Origin of the sequence: Croceibacterium ferulae (assembly GCF_003660445.1) — a bacterium.
Taxonomy (GTDB): domain Bacteria; phylum Pseudomonadota; class Alphaproteobacteria; order Sphingomonadales; family Sphingomonadaceae; genus Croceibacterium; species Croceibacterium ferulae.
In genome coordinates, this window is record NZ_QZVQ01000006.1 from 114486 (window position 1) to 128854 (window position 14369).

13 protein-coding genes, 1 tRNA gene and 1 other RNA gene are annotated in these 14369 nt (G+C 67.6%); 7 read left to right on the forward strand and 8 right to left on the reverse strand.

Annotated elements, in window-relative coordinates:
* Nucleotide 1: 1 nt before the first annotated feature.
* Nucleotides 2-76, reverse strand: a tRNA-Val gene (locus D5S08_RS08045).
* A gap of 75 nt (nucleotides 77-151) precedes the next feature.
* The gene (sppA, locus tag D5S08_RS08050; RefSeq protein WP_121117338.1) at nucleotides 152-2062 is read right to left on the reverse strand and encodes a signal peptide peptidase SppA; all 1911 of its coding nucleotides are present in this window, start codon (nucleotides 2060-2062) and stop codon (nucleotides 152-154) included.
* Nucleotides 2063-2184: 122 nt separating this feature from the next.
* On the opposite strand from sppA, the gene D5S08_RS08055 reads away from it, so the two are divergent.
* From D5S08_RS08055 to bfr, 4 genes are all read left to right on the forward strand, one after another.
* Nucleotides 2185-3201 carry an aspartate carbamoyltransferase catalytic subunit gene (locus D5S08_RS08055; protein WP_121117340.1) on the forward strand — a complete coding sequence of 339 codons (1017 nt, stop codon included), beginning with the start codon at nucleotides 2185-2187 and terminating at the stop codon, nucleotides 3199-3201.
* Nucleotides 3198-4427, forward strand: coding sequence for a dihydroorotase (locus tag D5S08_RS08060; RefSeq protein ID WP_121117342.1), 1230 nt, complete (start codon nucleotides 3198-3200; stop codon nucleotides 4425-4427). Before D5S08_RS08055 ends, D5S08_RS08060 begins: the two co-directional genes overlap by 4 nt.
* Nucleotides 4428-4513: 86 nt before the next feature.
* Nucleotides 4514-4738: a (2Fe-2S)-binding protein gene (locus D5S08_RS08065; protein ID WP_338322956.1), complete on the forward strand. Its 225-nt coding sequence runs from the start codon at nucleotides 4514-4516 to the stop codon at nucleotides 4736-4738.
* 118 nt (nucleotides 4739-4856) lie between these two features.
* Nucleotides 4857-5360 carry a bacterioferritin gene (gene bfr, locus D5S08_RS08070; protein ID WP_121117346.1) on the forward strand — a complete coding sequence of 168 codons (504 nt, stop codon included), beginning with the start codon at nucleotides 4857-4859 and terminating at the stop codon, nucleotides 5358-5360.
* Nucleotides 5361-5474: 114 nt separating this feature from the next.
* On the opposite strand, the gene der is transcribed toward bfr, so the two are convergent.
* From der to D5S08_RS08085, 3 genes are all read right to left on the reverse strand, one after another.
* Nucleotides 5475-6854, reverse strand: a complete 1380-nt coding sequence (gene der, locus D5S08_RS08075) for a ribosome biogenesis GTPase Der (RefSeq protein WP_121117348.1) — start codon at nucleotides 6852-6854, stop codon at nucleotides 5475-5477.
* 49 nt (nucleotides 6855-6903) lie between these two features.
* On the reverse strand, nucleotides 6904-7344 hold the full coding sequence (locus tag D5S08_RS08080) for a VOC family protein (RefSeq protein WP_121117350.1): 441 nt from the start codon (nucleotides 7342-7344) through the stop codon (nucleotides 6904-6906).
* A 122-nt stretch (nucleotides 7345-7466) separates the two neighbouring features.
* Nucleotides 7467-8306 carry a TorF family putative porin gene (locus D5S08_RS08085; RefSeq protein ID WP_121117352.1) on the reverse strand — a complete coding sequence of 280 codons (840 nt, stop codon included), beginning with the start codon at nucleotides 8304-8306 and terminating at the stop codon, nucleotides 7467-7469.
* A gap of 253 nt (nucleotides 8307-8559) precedes the next feature.
* Between D5S08_RS08085 and D5S08_RS08090 the strand changes: the two genes are divergently transcribed.
* The gene (locus tag D5S08_RS08090) at nucleotides 8560-9324 is read left to right on the forward strand and encodes a metallophosphoesterase family protein (RefSeq protein ID WP_121117353.1); all 765 of its coding nucleotides are present in this window, start codon (nucleotides 8560-8562) and stop codon (nucleotides 9322-9324) included.
* Between the two features lie 17 nt (nucleotides 9325-9341).
* Here the strand turns inward: D5S08_RS08090 and rnpB are convergent.
* Together rnpB and D5S08_RS08100 are read right to left on the reverse strand one after the other, a co-directional pair.
* Nucleotides 9342-9744: RNase P RNA component class A (gene rnpB / locus D5S08_RS08095), an RNA gene on the reverse strand.
* A 60-nt stretch (nucleotides 9745-9804) separates the two neighbouring features.
* The gene (locus tag D5S08_RS08100) at nucleotides 9805-11766 is read right to left on the reverse strand and encodes a ribonucleoside-diphosphate reductase subunit alpha (protein WP_121117355.1); all 1962 of its coding nucleotides are present in this window, start codon (nucleotides 11764-11766) and stop codon (nucleotides 9805-9807) included.
* 354 nt (nucleotides 11767-12120) lie between these two features.
* Here D5S08_RS08100 and D5S08_RS08105 point away from each other — a divergent pair, with 354 nt between their 5' ends.
* The gene (locus D5S08_RS08105) at nucleotides 12121-12336 is read left to right on the forward strand and encodes a hypothetical protein (RefSeq protein WP_121117357.1); all 216 of its coding nucleotides are present in this window, start codon (nucleotides 12121-12123) and stop codon (nucleotides 12334-12336) included.
* A 31-nt stretch (nucleotides 12337-12367) separates the two neighbouring features.
* Nucleotides 12368-12691 (forward strand): YnfA family protein, encoded by a 324-nt coding sequence (locus D5S08_RS08110; protein WP_121117359.1) that lies wholly within the window; start codon nucleotides 12368-12370, stop codon nucleotides 12689-12691.
* Between the two features lie 13 nt (nucleotides 12692-12704).
* Here D5S08_RS08110 and nadB read toward each other — a convergent pair whose 3' ends face one another.
* Nucleotides 12705-14309 (reverse strand): L-aspartate oxidase, encoded by a 1605-nt coding sequence (nadB, locus tag D5S08_RS08115; RefSeq protein WP_121117361.1) that lies wholly within the window; start codon nucleotides 14307-14309, stop codon nucleotides 12705-12707.
* Nucleotides 14310-14369: the final 60 nt, after the last annotated feature.

Here is a 14369-nt window from a genome sequence, read left to right on the forward strand (position 1 = left end):
GTGGTGGGCGCGGCAGGGATTGAACCTGCGACCCCACCCGTGTGAAGGGTGTGCTCTACCACTGAGCTACGCGCCCGGCATCGGCCAGCCGGATGTCGGCGGCCCATGACAGGGGCGGGCCTTTGCCAGAGGCCCGCCCGCGATGCAAGAGCTACCGCGTCAGAAAAGCGCGCAGCATTGCCAGCGTTCCGCCGGCCTCGTTGCGGGCCGTCCGGGGCGCCGGCGCAGTGGCGGGGCACTCCAGACAGCGGGCCTGCACGCCCTGTCGGCCCAGCAGGCGCGTGACGTCCGCTAGGGCGCGGTCCAGCTGGTCGCCTTCGCGGGCGGCGATGGCGGCGAACATGTCCGGCGCGATCGCGCGCGCCCCTTGGGACGGCTGCATCATGCTGGCCAGCACCGGACCGAAGCCCTGCTGTTCCTGGCTCAGGAACACCGGCGCCCAAGCCCCTTCGGCCAGCTTGGCGCGCCCCGCGACCCACGCCAGCGCATCATCGAGGTCGCCGAACTGGTCCACCAGGCCCAGCTGGCGGGCGGTGCCACCATCCCATACCCGGCCCTGGCCCAAGGTGTCGGCACGCTGGCGATCCATTCCGCGCGCATCGGCCACCAGGCCCAGGAACCGGTCATAGGTGGAGCTGACCGTCGCCTGCAGCAGCGCATCGGCCGCCGGGGTGAAGCCCCCGATCGGATCGGGCTGGCCCGACAGCGGCGTGGTGCGCACACCGTCGCTGGTCACGCCGAAGCGGGCCAGCGCATCCTCGAAGGTCGGAACCACGCCGAACACGCCGATCGATCCGGTCACGGTGGAAGGCGTGGCGAAGATGCGGTCGCCGGTGGTGGCCACCCAGTAACCACCGCTGGCAGCGATGTTGGCCATGGAGATGGCGATCGGAATACCGCGCGCCTTGTGCCGCAGCACCGCCCGGCGGATCGCTTCCGACCCGCTGACGCTGCCGCCCGGAGAATCGACCCGCACCACCAGCCCGGCAAGGTTGTCGTCCAGCGCCTCGTCCAGCGCGGTGACGATCCGCTCCGCCCCGGCCGAGCCCGGCCCGGCATCGCCATCGGTGATCTCCCCGGCGATCGTGATCACGCCGATCCGACCCGGGCCGCTGCCCATCATGGACGCTGCCGGCCCTTCCGGCCCCAGTTCGGCCACCCAGGCATCCAGTGTAGTGTGCGCAAACGCCCCCGGCGCCTTGTCTAGCGGGTCCGTGCCGGCGCGCGCCGCCACCCGCTTGCCCCATTCGTCCAGCGTGCCCGCCTTGTCGGCCAGCCCGGCGGCGATGGCGGCGCGCGACGTGTCGCCGCCATTGGCCTGGATCAGCGCGACGACATCCTGCGCCGCACGCGTCAGCTGCGCACGGGGGCGAGCGGCGGCGACATCTTCCTGCCAGCGGGCGAACAGGGTGGAATACAGCTCCTGCGAGTTCTGGCGGGCCGGTTCGGACATGCCGCTCAGTTCCCACGGCTCCACCGCGCTCTTGTACGTGCCCACGCGATAGACGCGCGCATTGATGCCCAGCCGTTCCAGTGCGGGGCCGTAATACAGGTTTTGCCCACCCGGCCCGCGCACCACCGCGCCGCCCATCGGGTCGACCCACACCTCCGTGGAATGTGCCGCCAGCAGCAGCGCATCATCGGCATAGGCGAGGGCATAGGTCATCACCGGCTTGCCCGTCTTGCGGAAGCGGTCCAGCGCCTCCGCCAGCTCCAGCATGTGCACCTGCCCGCCACCCAGGAAGGTGGACAGGTCCAGTGCCAGCACCTTGATGCGGGCATCGCCGGCCGCGGCATCGATCGCGCGGACCAGGTCGCGCGCGGCATATTCGCGCGTCGGCGCGGCGGAGGGCAGCAGCAGGTTGAACGGATCGGCCGGCGCGACCTCCTCCACCACCGTGCCTTCCAGCCGCAGCAGCAGCGCGCCTTCGCGCACCGCATCCGCACTGGGCCGGGCCGACAGGGCGGCGAACAGCAGGCTGAAGAACAGCAGCATGAACACCAGCACCAGTGCGTCCTTGATGCCGACCAGCAGGTGCCAGACCTTGCGTGCGAAACTCATGAAAAATCCTGTCCAGTTGGCGGCATCGCCCTCTCTGTAGGGGGCGGCGGGGCGCATTGCCAACAGCGATGGCGCCCATGCAGCTTGAGGGGCGGGCAGTGCTGCGATAGGCGCAGCCTTCGATGACCATCGAACTTTCCAATCGCGCCCGCTACCCGGCGGGTGCGCTCGCCTTTCCGCATCGTGGCCTGCTGGGCATTGCGCAGTTGCAGACTCACGAGATCCTGTTCCTGCTGGACGAGGCGGAGCAATGGGTCGCGCTGAACCGGCGCCCGGCCAAGCACAGCGACGCGCTGGCCGGCCTGACCATCATCAATGCCTTCTTCGAAAACTCCACCCGCACGCTGCTGTCGTTCGAGATCGCGGGCAAGCGGCTGGGGGCGGACGTGGTCAACATGCATGCCGCGCAATCCAGCGTGAAGAAGGGCGAGACCCTGATCGACACCGCCATGACGCTGAACGCCATGCGCGCCGATGCGATCGTGATCCGCCATGGCAGTTCGGGCGCGGTGCAGCTGATCGCGGACCGGGTGGACTGCCCGGTGCTGAATGCCGGCGACGGGCAGCACGAACATCCCACGCAGGCACTGCTCGACGCGCTGACCCTGCGCCATGCCTTGCGGGAGGCAGGCCGGGCCAGCAGCGATGGGATGATGAACGGGCTGGTGGTGACGATCTGCGGCGATATCCGCCACAGCCGGGTCGCCCGCTCGAACATCCTGTGTCTGCAGGCGCTGGGCGCGGTGGTGCGGGTCTGCGCGCCGCCGGCGCTGATGCCGGCGGAGATCACGCAGATGGGGGTGGAAATGTTCCACCAATTTGACGCCGCGCTGGAGGGGGCCGAGGTGGTGATGATGCTGCGCCTGCAGAACGAGCGGATGGACGGGCAGTTCATCCCCTCCCCGCGCGAGTACCGCCACCTGTACGGCCTGACGCCGGAACGGCTGGCGCGCGCCGCGCCGGGTGCGCTGGTGATGCATCCCGGGCCGATGAACCGTGGGGTGGAGATCGACAGCAATGTGGCGGATCTGGCCGGCCGGTCGCTGATCACCGCACAGGTGGAGATGGGCGTGGCCATCCGCATGGCGTGCCTGGAGGTGCTGACCCGCCGGGCGCGGCAGATGGAGGGCTGGGCATGAAGGCGCGGTCGCTGATCATCACCGGCGGCCGGCTGGTCCTGCCCGACGGCGTGCGGCCCGGCGCGTTGCGCTGCGTGGATGGCTTCATCGGCGGGGTCGGCGATGTCGCGCCGGAGGATGGCGACGAGGTGGTGGACGCAAGGGGCGCGCTGATTGCGCCCGGGCTGGTCGATTACGGCACCTTCGCCATCGACAAGCCGGCCTTCCATTTCGGCGGCATCACCCGCGCCGCGCTGATGCCCGACCAGAACCCGCCGCTGGACCACCCGGCGCGGGTGCGCTTCGCCGCGCAGAGCGGCAAACCGGACTTCTGGGTCCACCCGCTCGCCGCCGCCAGCGTGGGCCTGGCGGGGGAGCAGCTGGCCGAGCTGGCGCTGATGCGCGAGGCCGGCGCCCGCGGTGTTGCCACCGGGCGGCGCTGGATTGCCGATTCGGGCGCCATGCTGCGGCTGCTGCAATATGCCGCCATGCTGGACATGGTCGTGGTGACGCATGCGGAGGATGGCGGGCTGGCCGGCAACGCCGTCGCCACCGCGGGCGACATCGCCACCCGGCTGGGCCTGCCGAGCGCGCCGGCCGAGGCGGAGGCGCTGGCCGTGGCGCGGGACATCGCGCTGGCGGAGCTTGCCGGGGCGCGGCTGCATTTCCGGCAGGTGACGACGCGGGCCGCGCTGGACCTGGTGCGCGGCGCCAAGGCGCGCGGCCTGCCGGTCACGGCGGGAGTGACGCCGGCGCATTTCATGCTGTCGGACCTCGCCACCAAGGATTTCCGCACCTTCGCCCGTCTGTCGCCGCCCTTGCGCAGCGAAGCGGACCGGCAGGCGGTGATCGCCGCGATCGGCGACGGCACGATTGACGTGATCGCATCCGGCCACGACCCGCGCGGGCCGGAGGACAAGCGCCTGCCCTTCGCCGATGCAGCGCCCGGCATGGCCGGGGCGGAAACCTTGCTGCCCTGCGTGATGACGCTGGTGCGGGACGGTGTGATCGGGCTGGAGCGCGCCTTCGATCTGCTCGCCCGCAAGCCGGCGCAGCTGCTGGGCGTGGGGGCGGGCGAGCTGCGCATCGGGGCGGAGGCGGATGTGGCGCTGATCGATCCGGACAAGCCGTGGATCGTCGATTCGAACCGCATGGCCGCGGCCGCCGGCAACACTCCGTTCGATCGCCAGCCGGTGCAGGGGCGGGTGCTGATGCTGTGGAAGGGCGGCGTCAAGGTCGACGGCTGACGGGGCCTGCGCCGGCCCGGCACGATCCTGCAAAGTTGCAACCGTTTCGCAGATTGGGGTTGCTACTGCGATATGCTCTCATTAACATGAGCGCATCAGAACGGGAATCGTCAGCTTCCATGTATATCTGCATCTGCAATGCCATCCGTGAAACCGAGTTCAGGACCGCCGCCTTGGGCGCGGGCTGCAATGCCGCCGGCGTGTACGAGCGGCTGGGCAAGCGTCCGCAATGCGGCCAATGCCTTGATGATGCGGAAGATTTGCTGGGCGAGTACCGTTCGGCGTGCATGAATCGCAGGATCGCTGCCTAGCCAGTAAGTGACAATCACTCTCAAACTGCGGAAATAATTCGGTTTTTCCGATCAACAGGCTTGCCTCGCGGCGGGCACCGTTCCATCTGGTGCGCACAGATTCCGCAGGAGCCGTGACATGAAGGGTGACGCCACCGTCATCGAGTACCTGAACAAGGCACTCACCAACGAACTGACCGCCATCAACCAGTACTGGCTGCACTATCGCGTGCTGAACCACTGGGGCGTGCAGCGTCTGGCCGAGCATGAGCGGCACGAGAGCATCGACGAGATGAAGCATGCCGACTGGCTGTCGGAGCGCATCCTGTTCCTGGACGGCCTGCCCAATTTCCAGCAGCTGCACCGGCTGAAGGTCGGCGAGACAGTGGAAGAGATCCTGCGCGCCGACCTGGCGCTGGAAGAAGAGGCCATTCCCCTGCTGCGCGAAGCGATCGAGCATTGCGAGAAGGTGCGCGACTATGGCAGCCGCGAGCTGTTCAAGCGCATCCTGGAAAGCGAGGAAGAGCATGTCGACTTCCTGGAAACCCAGTTCGACATGATCGAGCGGATGGGCCTGCAGAACTATGTGCAGCTCAACAGCCTGTCCGCGCCAGAGATGGTGAGCAATTCCGGCGACCATTGATGATGAGGGGCGTGGCACCGTGCCGCGCCCCCCGCATCCTGTCGGAAATTGACCCGGCTCTCTCATTTGCTCTGTGTGCTGGCCGGCTTGACCCGACCGGCCTGAAGTCACCGCCTAATCGTCTGCGAAGGGGTTCTTCGGGCTGCGCAGCGACAGGCGCACCGGAACAGCGCCAAAGCCGAGCTCGCGGCGAATGCCGTTCACCAGATAACGTTCGTAGCTGGTCGGCAGGTCGGTGAGCCGCGTGCCGAAAATCACGAAGCGCGGCGGGCGGGTGCCGACCTGCGTGATGTAGCGCAGCTTGATCCGCCGTCCGCCGGGCGCCGGCGGCGGGTTGGCGGTCATCGCGTCGTCGAACCAGCGGTTCAGCAACGCGGTGGACACGCGGCGGCTCCAGTCCTCGCGCACCTTGAAGGCGGCGGCCATCAGCTGGTCCGTGCCCTTGCCGGTCAGGGCGGAGACGGCCACCAGCGGCACGCCGCGCAGCTGCGCCAGGCCTTCCTCCAGCGCGGCCCGGATGCCGTTGAACAGGCCGCTGGCATCTTCCGCCACGTCCCACTTGTTGATGGCGACGATCAGCGCGCGGCCTTCCTCGATCACCATGCTGGCGATCTTCAGATCCTGCACCTCCAGCCCGCGGGTCGCATCCAGCAGCAGCACCACGACCTCGGCGAAATCGACCGCGCGGCGCGCATCGGCGACGCTCAGCTTCTCCAGCTTGTCGTCCACCTTGGCCTTCTTGCGCATGCCGGCCGTGTCGATCAGCTTCACCGCGCGGGTCAGCCCGGCGGTGCGGTCCTGCCATTGCCAGTCGACGGCGATCGAATCGCGGGTGATGCCGGCTTCCGGCCCGGTCAGCATGCGGTTCTCGCCCAGCAGGCGGTTGATCAGCGTGCTCTTGCCGGCATTGGGCCGGCCCACGATGGCGAGCTGCAGCGGCGCGGCGGGGTCCGCATCCTCCGCCGGCTCTGCGATATCGGGCGCGTCCCAGCCCTCGACGATGGGCTGCAGCGCCTCGAACAGGTCGGCCATGCCCTCGCCATGCTCCGCCGAGATCGCGACAGGATCGCCCAGGCCGAGCGAATAGCTTTCCAGGATGCCGTCCTGCCCCGAACGGCCTTCGACCTTGTTGACGACCAGGACGACCGGCACCTTCTGCGCGCGCAGCCAGCGGCCGATCTCCTCGTCCAGCGGGGTCAGGCCGGCGCGGGAATCAATCACGAACAGGGCGCCTTGTGCGCCGACCAGACTGGCCTCCGTCTGGTGGCGCATGCGGCCGGGCAGGGTGGCCTCGTCCTCGTCCTCCCACCCGGCGGTGTCGATGATCTGGAACTTCATTCCGGACAGCGACACATCGCCGACCCGCCGGTCACGCGTCACGCCGGGCTGGTCATCCACCAGCGCCAGCTTGCGGCCGACCAGGCGATTGAACAGGGTCGACTTGCCGACATTGGGTCGGCCGATGATCACGACTTGCGGCAGGACTTTGGACATTTGCCGCAGGTGGAGCGTCACCGGCCGCTTGGCAAGTGAAAGGCGGCTGTCACCACTCGCCGGTATTGGGCATGCTGGCCCATGGCTCCGCCGGGGCGAGATGCTCGCCTTCCTGCAGGATCTCGATGGAGATGCCGTCCGGCGTGCGGACAAAGGCCATGTGCCCGTCGCGCGGCGGGCGGTTGATGGTGACGCCTGCGTCCGCCAGCTTCTGGCAGGTCTCGTAGACATTCGTCACGCGGTAGGCGAGGTGACCGAAATTGCGGCCACCGGTGTAGGTTTCGGCCGGGCTGCCATCCTCGGCCGGCCAGTTCCAGGTCAGCTCCACCTCGGCGACGCCCTCCTGCCCCGGCGCGGCCAGGAAGATCAGCGTGAAGCGGCCCTTCTCGCTCTCCATGCGCCTGACCTCTTCCAGACCCAGCAGCTCGAAGAAGGCGATGGTGGCGTCCGGATCGGTGACGCGGATCATGGTGTGCAGGTAACGGACCAAGGCTTGTCGCTCCTCATGGGATTGGTTCGGTCCCGGAGATAGGATGCGGTGCCCGCCGCGCAACGCGAAAAGGCCCGCACCGTCGCCGGCGCGGGCCTTCTTTCGTCGCGCGATCCAGCCGATCAGAAGCCGGCGGACACCGAGAACACCACCTGGGCGCCGGCGATGTTGGAACCGTCCTTGGTGCTCGAGAAGTTGGGCAGCAGATATTCGTAATCGTCATACTGCAGGTTGGTGTCGGTATAGGCGACACCCAGCGTCAGCGGACCGACGGCGGCGTCGAGGCCGACCATCCAGTCGAAATACTCGCCCGTGGGCGACAGGCTGGTGCCGTTGGGGCCGAGGCCCGGATTGCCGTTGGAATAGCCGACATGCGCCTTGGCGGTCACCGGCGTGTTGGGGATCGCTGTGCTGAGATCGGTCCACAGGTACAGGTTGTCCTCGCTCTCCCCATTGCTGTCCGGGTGGTTGGAGACGTTGGCCAGCGCCCCCTGTTCCGGGGCATAGGCGACGCCGATCAGTGCGGAGAGCGGGCCGTAATCGCCCGACAGCTTGACGTAGGGTTCGGCGAAATCGGTGTCGTCGAAGCCGCCCGGATACATGTACCAGGTGAGGCCCACATCCAGCGTGGCGCCGCTGTCGCCCAGCGGCATGGCATAGCCGCCGAACAGGTCCAGTTCCATGTTGGCGCCGCCGAACGTGCCCCAGCCCGACAGGTTGGAAGCCCAGGTGCCGACATAGGCGCCCGACGCGTGGCTGACAGTGATGCCGCCCTGGATGGCCATCTCCTCGTCCGTCTGCGACACGCCCCGAAAGCGGTAGTCGGAGACGAGTGCGACGGAACCGCCAACGGTCAGGTCGCTTGGCGGGTCGACGGCATCCTGCGCGACAGCCGGCATGGCGACCAGCGCCGCGGTTGCGAGAAGGGTAGAGGCGGCCAGGCCGCGGAGAGACGTGAACATCAATGGATCCCTTTGATCGTGTGATCGAACGGCTCCACCTGCGCAGCACGACCCGCCTTCTCCTTGCGTGAGGCGGTATTCATCGCTGTGCCCGCAGATTGCGCATTTCTGCCGCACTGCACAAGCGATCAAAGCGGCGGCGCGCGCGAATCCTGCGGGGGCTGTGTTCACCCGGCAACAGATGAGGGGAAATCCGCAACATTTCTGTTGTCAGGCCGTTCATAACAAAGCAGCTAGGCGCAACTTTCACATCATGTTCGGTTCTCTCAAACAGCTCTTCAACCGTGCGCCGCAGGCGGATCGGCCGGCCGTCCCGGCGGGGCAGCGGGTCTATGCCATTGGCGATATTCACGGACAGCTGGACCTGCTCGATACCATGCTGGCCGCCATTGCAGCGGATGACGCGGCCTCCGCCAGGGCGCGGACGACGATCGTGCTGCTGGGCGACCTGATCAATCGCGGCCCGGACAGTGCCGGCGTGATCGCGCGCGCGCGCGCCTTGCAGCACGACCGCGACGTGCGCGTGCTGGCCGGCAATCACGAGGAAATGTTCCTGTTCAGCCTGACCGACCGGGAGGTGTTCCGGTCGCTGCTGCGTCACGGCGCGCGGGAGACGGCGCTGAGCTTCGGCGTGGATCGCGCCGCCTTCAACGCGGCGGAGCTGGACGAAGCGCAGGCCCTGATGCGCGATGCGGTGCCTGCGGATGTGATCGCCTGGCTGCAGGGGCTGGAGGACATGGTCATCATCGGCGACTATCTGTTCGTCCATGCCGGGATCAATCCGGCCGTTCCGCTGGCCGAGCAGCAGACCCGCGACCTGCGCTGGATCCGCGAACCTTTCCTCTCGCACGGGGCGCCGCATCCGCTGATGGTGGTGCATGGCCATACGATCGTGGACGCGCCGGAGGAGCGGGTGAACCGGATCGGCATCGATACCGGTGCCTATCGCACCGGCCGGCTGACCGCCGTGCGCCTGGAAGGCACGGACCGGCGCTTCATGGAAGTGACGGTGGATTAGGCTATCGGCGGACAGGCGGTGCCAGGGGGCCTGTAAGCCGGGTTCTGTCCTCGTCCGGAGACGAGGGGCAGCCATTCATCTGGGCGGCCGGTTGCCCGGCGCGCTCTAGCAACCAACCCGGGCCTCTCGGGGCGAAACACCCCTGCCTGCATTGAGGCGCGAGACCCCTATTCGGTCTTGCTCCGGGTGGGGTTTGCCGTCGCGGGCGCCGTTGCCGGAACCCCGGTGCGCTCTTGCCGCACCCTTTCACCCTTGCCTGTTGATGCTCGCACGAAGCGGGCACCCCATCGGCGGTCTGCTCTCTGTGGCACTGTCCCTCACGCCGGTTGCCCGGCGCGGGCGGGCGTTACCCGCCACCCTTGTTTCGTGGAGCCCGGACTTTCCTCGACGCATCAGCGCCGCGGCTGCCCAGCCCCCTGGCGCCGCGCTTTCAGCATGCGTGGCGGCAAAGGGCAAGGGCGACCGGTTGAAATCACGCGGCTACTGGCAGGCGAGGCATTCCTCGTAATCGGTCTGCCCGTCCGCGCCGAGTTCGAACTTGGCGAGGTCGGGCGTGTTGTCCGCCTCCACCCCGCCGCTGCCGGCAAAACCGGCGCGCTGCATGCTCTTGCTGCGCAGGTAGTAGAGCGACTTGATGCCCTTCTCCCACGCCTGGAAGTGCAGCATCATCAGGTCCCACTTGTCGACATCGGCCGGGATGTAGAGGTTGAGGCTCTGCGCCTGGTCGATGTAGGGTGTGCGGTCGGCGGCGAATTCCAGCAGCCAGCGCTGATCGATCTCGAAGCTGGTCTTGAAGGTGGCCTTTTCCTCCACGGTGAGGAAGTCGAGGTGCTGGATCGAGCCGTTCTTCTCCAGGATCGTGTTCCACACGGCCGCCGAGTCCTTGGACTTGGCCTGCAGCAGGCGTTCCAGATAGGGGTTCTTGACCACGAAGCTGCCCGACAGCGTCTTGTGCGTGTAGATATTGGCCGGGATCGGTTCGATGCACGCGCTGGTGCCGCCGCAGATGATGGAGATCGACGCGGTCGGCGCGATCGCCATCTTGCAGCTGAAGCGTTCCATCACGCCGACATCCTCGGCATCGGGGCAGGGGCCGCGTTCCTTGGCCAGGAACATCGACGCCTCGTTCGCCTTGGCATTGATGTGCTGGAACATCTTGAGGTTCCAGGCCTTCGCCATCGCGCTTTCAAAAGCGATGTTCTTCTTCTGCAGGAAGGAGTGGAAGCCCATCACCCCCATGCCGACGCTGCGTTCGCGCATCGCGGAATAGCGAGCCCGGGCCATCTCTTCCGGCGCGCGGTCGATGTAATCCTGCAGCACGTTGTCGAGGAAGCGCATCACGTCCTCGATGAAGGTCTTGTCGCCCTGCCACTCGTCCCACGTCTCCAGGTTGAGCGAGGACAGGCAGCAGACCGCCGTGCGGTCGTTGCCCAGATGGTCGCGGCCGGTGGGCAGGGTGATCTCCGAACACAGGTTGGAGGTCGAGACCTTCAGGCCCAGCTCGCGATGGTGGCGCGGCATCATCCGGTTCACCGTGTCGGCGAACACGATATAGGGCTCGCCCGTCTGCAGGCGGGTTTCCACCAGCTTCTGGAACAGCGAACGGGCATGGACCGTGGCGCGGACGGAGCCGTCCTTGGGGCTCTTCAGGTCCCAGTCGGCGCCGGAGCGGACCGCTTCCATGAAATCGTCGGTCAGCAGCACGCCATGATGCAGGTTCAGCGCCTTGCGGTTGAAGTCGCCGCTCGGCTTGCGGATCTCCAGGAACTCCTCGATCTCCGGGTGGGAGACGTCGAGATAGCAGGCGGCCGAACCGCGGCGCAGGCTGCCCTGGCTGATCGCCAGCGTCAGGCTGTCCATCACACGCACGAAGGGAATGATGCCGCTGGTCTTGCCGTTCAGACCGACCGGCTCCCCGATGCCGCGCACATTGCCCCAATAGGTGCCGATGCCGCCGCCGCGCGATGCCAGCCAGACATTCTCGTTCCAGGTGCCGACGATGCCTTCCAGGCTGTCTTCCACGCTGTTGAGATAGCAGCTGATCGGCAGGCCGCGCCCGGTGCCGCCATTGGACAGCACAGGGGTGGCGGGCATGAACCACAGCTTGGAGATGTAGTCGTACAGGCGGCGGGCATGCGCCTGGTCATCGGCATAGGCGTCGGCCACGCGGGCGAACAGGTCCTGGTAGGATTCGCCGGGCAGCAGATAACGGTCGGTCAGCGTGTCCTTCCCGAATTCCGTCAGCAGCGCATCGCGCGACGGATCGGTCGGAATGGAGAAGCGACGCGCATTGATCGTCTTGGAGTCCCCCGCCGGCTGGGAAGCCGCCGCTGCCGCCAGCGCGGCCGCTGCCATCGCCGCCGTGTCCGGCTTCTCCATCACTGCCGTATCGCTGTCGCTCTCGTGAGCCATGGCCGCCTCGTCGCTGTTTCTGAAATCCATCGCCGGCAAATCCTGTGCTGCAACCCAAGAATGGGCACCCGCACGATTCGGCTGGAGCATCCAACCTAACCCTTGCCGACACCCTGCGGGGAAAAACTTATCCCCGTTCTGTCCACCGGTCTGCGCCGCCATCTGGCGCGCTGACCACAACCCCTTGTGGCCACGGCTGGATTGGGACGCAAGCTGTGGCTGTGAATATCTGAGCGCCGGCCAGGGTGTCTGGCGCGGGCAATACGGTGCGACGCGGCAGATTTGCGGCAATCGCGGCAGGCGCAAGCAGGCAAAAATATTTGTCGGGGCGAGTGTTCGGTCGCGTGCGTTCTGACGGCAGGAACGAAGCACGAGGAGCCAAGGATGCAACCCCCCAAGGTGAACAGCAAGCTGGGCGCGGACGAATTGGCGCGTGATGCGCGGCAGGCGGATATGGGCGCAGACCGGCTGACGGAAGAGGGCCACGATACCGATCTGCCAGCCAGCGAGGATGACGCGGATACCGATGTCGCGGGCGACATCGCGGACGCGCAGGAGAAGGTGGTCGATCGCGGCCTGACCCGCCTGCCGCCGGGTTGAACGATCCTGGCTGGCGGCGCATCAGCGGAGCATGAGCGCGCTGATCTACCTGTGTGCCGCGGTGGCGGAGATCGCCGGCTGCTTCGCCTTCTGGGCGTGGCTGCGGCTCGACCGGTCGGCGCTGTGGCTGGTGCCGGGCATCGCCAGCCTGTGCCTGTTCGCCTGGCTGCTCACGCTGGTGGAGGCGGAGCATGCAGGGCGGGCCTTCGCGGCCTATGGCGGGATCTACATCCTGTCGGCGCTGCTCTGGATGGCGCTGGTGGAAGGCGTGCGGCCGGACCGGTGGGATGTGCTGGGCGGGGCGGTGTGTCTGGCCGGCGCGGCGATCATCCTGTGGGGACCGCGCGCGGCCTGATGGGCAGGGTGGCCTACGGCACCAGCACCGTGTCGATCGCCTCGGCATCGGTCTGCGGGTAGTCCAGCGTGTAATGCAGACCCCGGCTCTCGTGGCGGCGCAGGGCGGAGCGGACGATCAGGTCGGCGCATTGCAGCAGGTTGCGCAGTTCGATCAGGTCGGTGGTCACGCGGAAGTGACCGTAATAATCCTCCACCTCCTCCGTCAGCAGCTTGATGCGGTGCGCCGCGCGCTCCAGCCGCTTGGTGGTGCGCACGATGCCGACATAGTTCCACATGAACCGGCGGATCTCCGTCCAGTTCTGCTTGATGATCACCTCCTCGTCCGAATCGGTGACGCGGCTCTCGTCCCACGGGCGGATCGAGGGGGGAGCCTCGAAGCTGTGCCAGCGGGTGATGATGTCCTCCGCCGCGGCCTCCCCGAACACGAAGCATTCCAGCAGCGAATTGCTGGCAAGGCGATTGGCGCCGTGCAGCCCGCTTTCGGTGCATTCGCCGGCGGCATAGAGGCCGGGCAGGTCGGTGCGGCCGGCCAGGTCCACCAGCACTCCGCCGCAGGTGTAATGCTGCGCCGGCACGACCGGGATCGGTTGCACCGTCATGTCGATGCCCAGGCCCGCCAGCTTTTCGTGGATGTTGGGGAAGTGCTCGCGCACGAACTCTGCCGGCATGTGGCTGATATCCAGATGCACGTAGTCGAGGCCGAAGCGCTTGATCTCCGCATCGATGGCGCGGGCCACCACGTCGCGCGGGGCCAGTTCCATGCGGTCCGGATCGTAGAATTCCATGAACCGCTTGCCGGTGCGCGGATTGATCAGCCGCCCGCCTTCGCCGCGCACCGCTTCCGTGATCAGGAAGTTCTTCACGTCCAGGTGGTACAGGCAGGTCGGGTGGAACTGCATCATCTCCATGTTGGAGACGCGTGCGCCCGCCCGCCAGGCCATGGCGATCCCGTCCCCCGTGGCGCCGCGCGGCGCGGTGGAGAACTGGTACACGCGGCCGGCCCCGCCACTCGCCAGGATGGTGGCGCGCGCGACATGCGCCTCCACCGCGCCGCTGGCGGCGTCCAGCGCATAGACGCCCCACACCCGGCCCGATCCGGAGTAGCGCGCCTCGTGCCGGCCGGTGATCAGGTCGATGCAGGTGCGGTCGGGCAGCAGGGTGATGTTGGGGTGGTCCTCCGCCGCCTTCAGCAGCGCGGCCTGCACCGCCCAGCCGGTGGCATCCGCCACATGCACGATGCGGCGATGCGAATGGCCGCCCTCGCGCGTGAGGTGCAGCGCGCCGGCGAGGTCGTTGCTCTCCCGGTTGAACGGCACGCCCAGTTCGCGCAGCCGTTCGATCGCCTGGGGTGCCTGGGCGATGACGAACTCCACCGTCTCGCGCCGGTTCAGCCCCGCACCTGCCACCATGGTGTCGCGGACATGGTTCTCGAACGTGTCGCCCGCATCCAGCACGGCGGCGATCCCGCCCTGCGCCCAGGCCGTGGAGCCGCTGGTGAGCGGTCCCTTGGCCAGAACGGTGACGCGGCAATGATTGGCGAGCGACAGCGCCGCCGTCAGCCCCGCTGCGCCGGAGCCGATGATGAGGACGTCATGCTCGTGCCGGGTGCTTGTCATGGCGCCGGGTCATGGCGGCAGAGCGGGCAGTCCGCAAGCGGACGCTGGCCACTTGCCGCG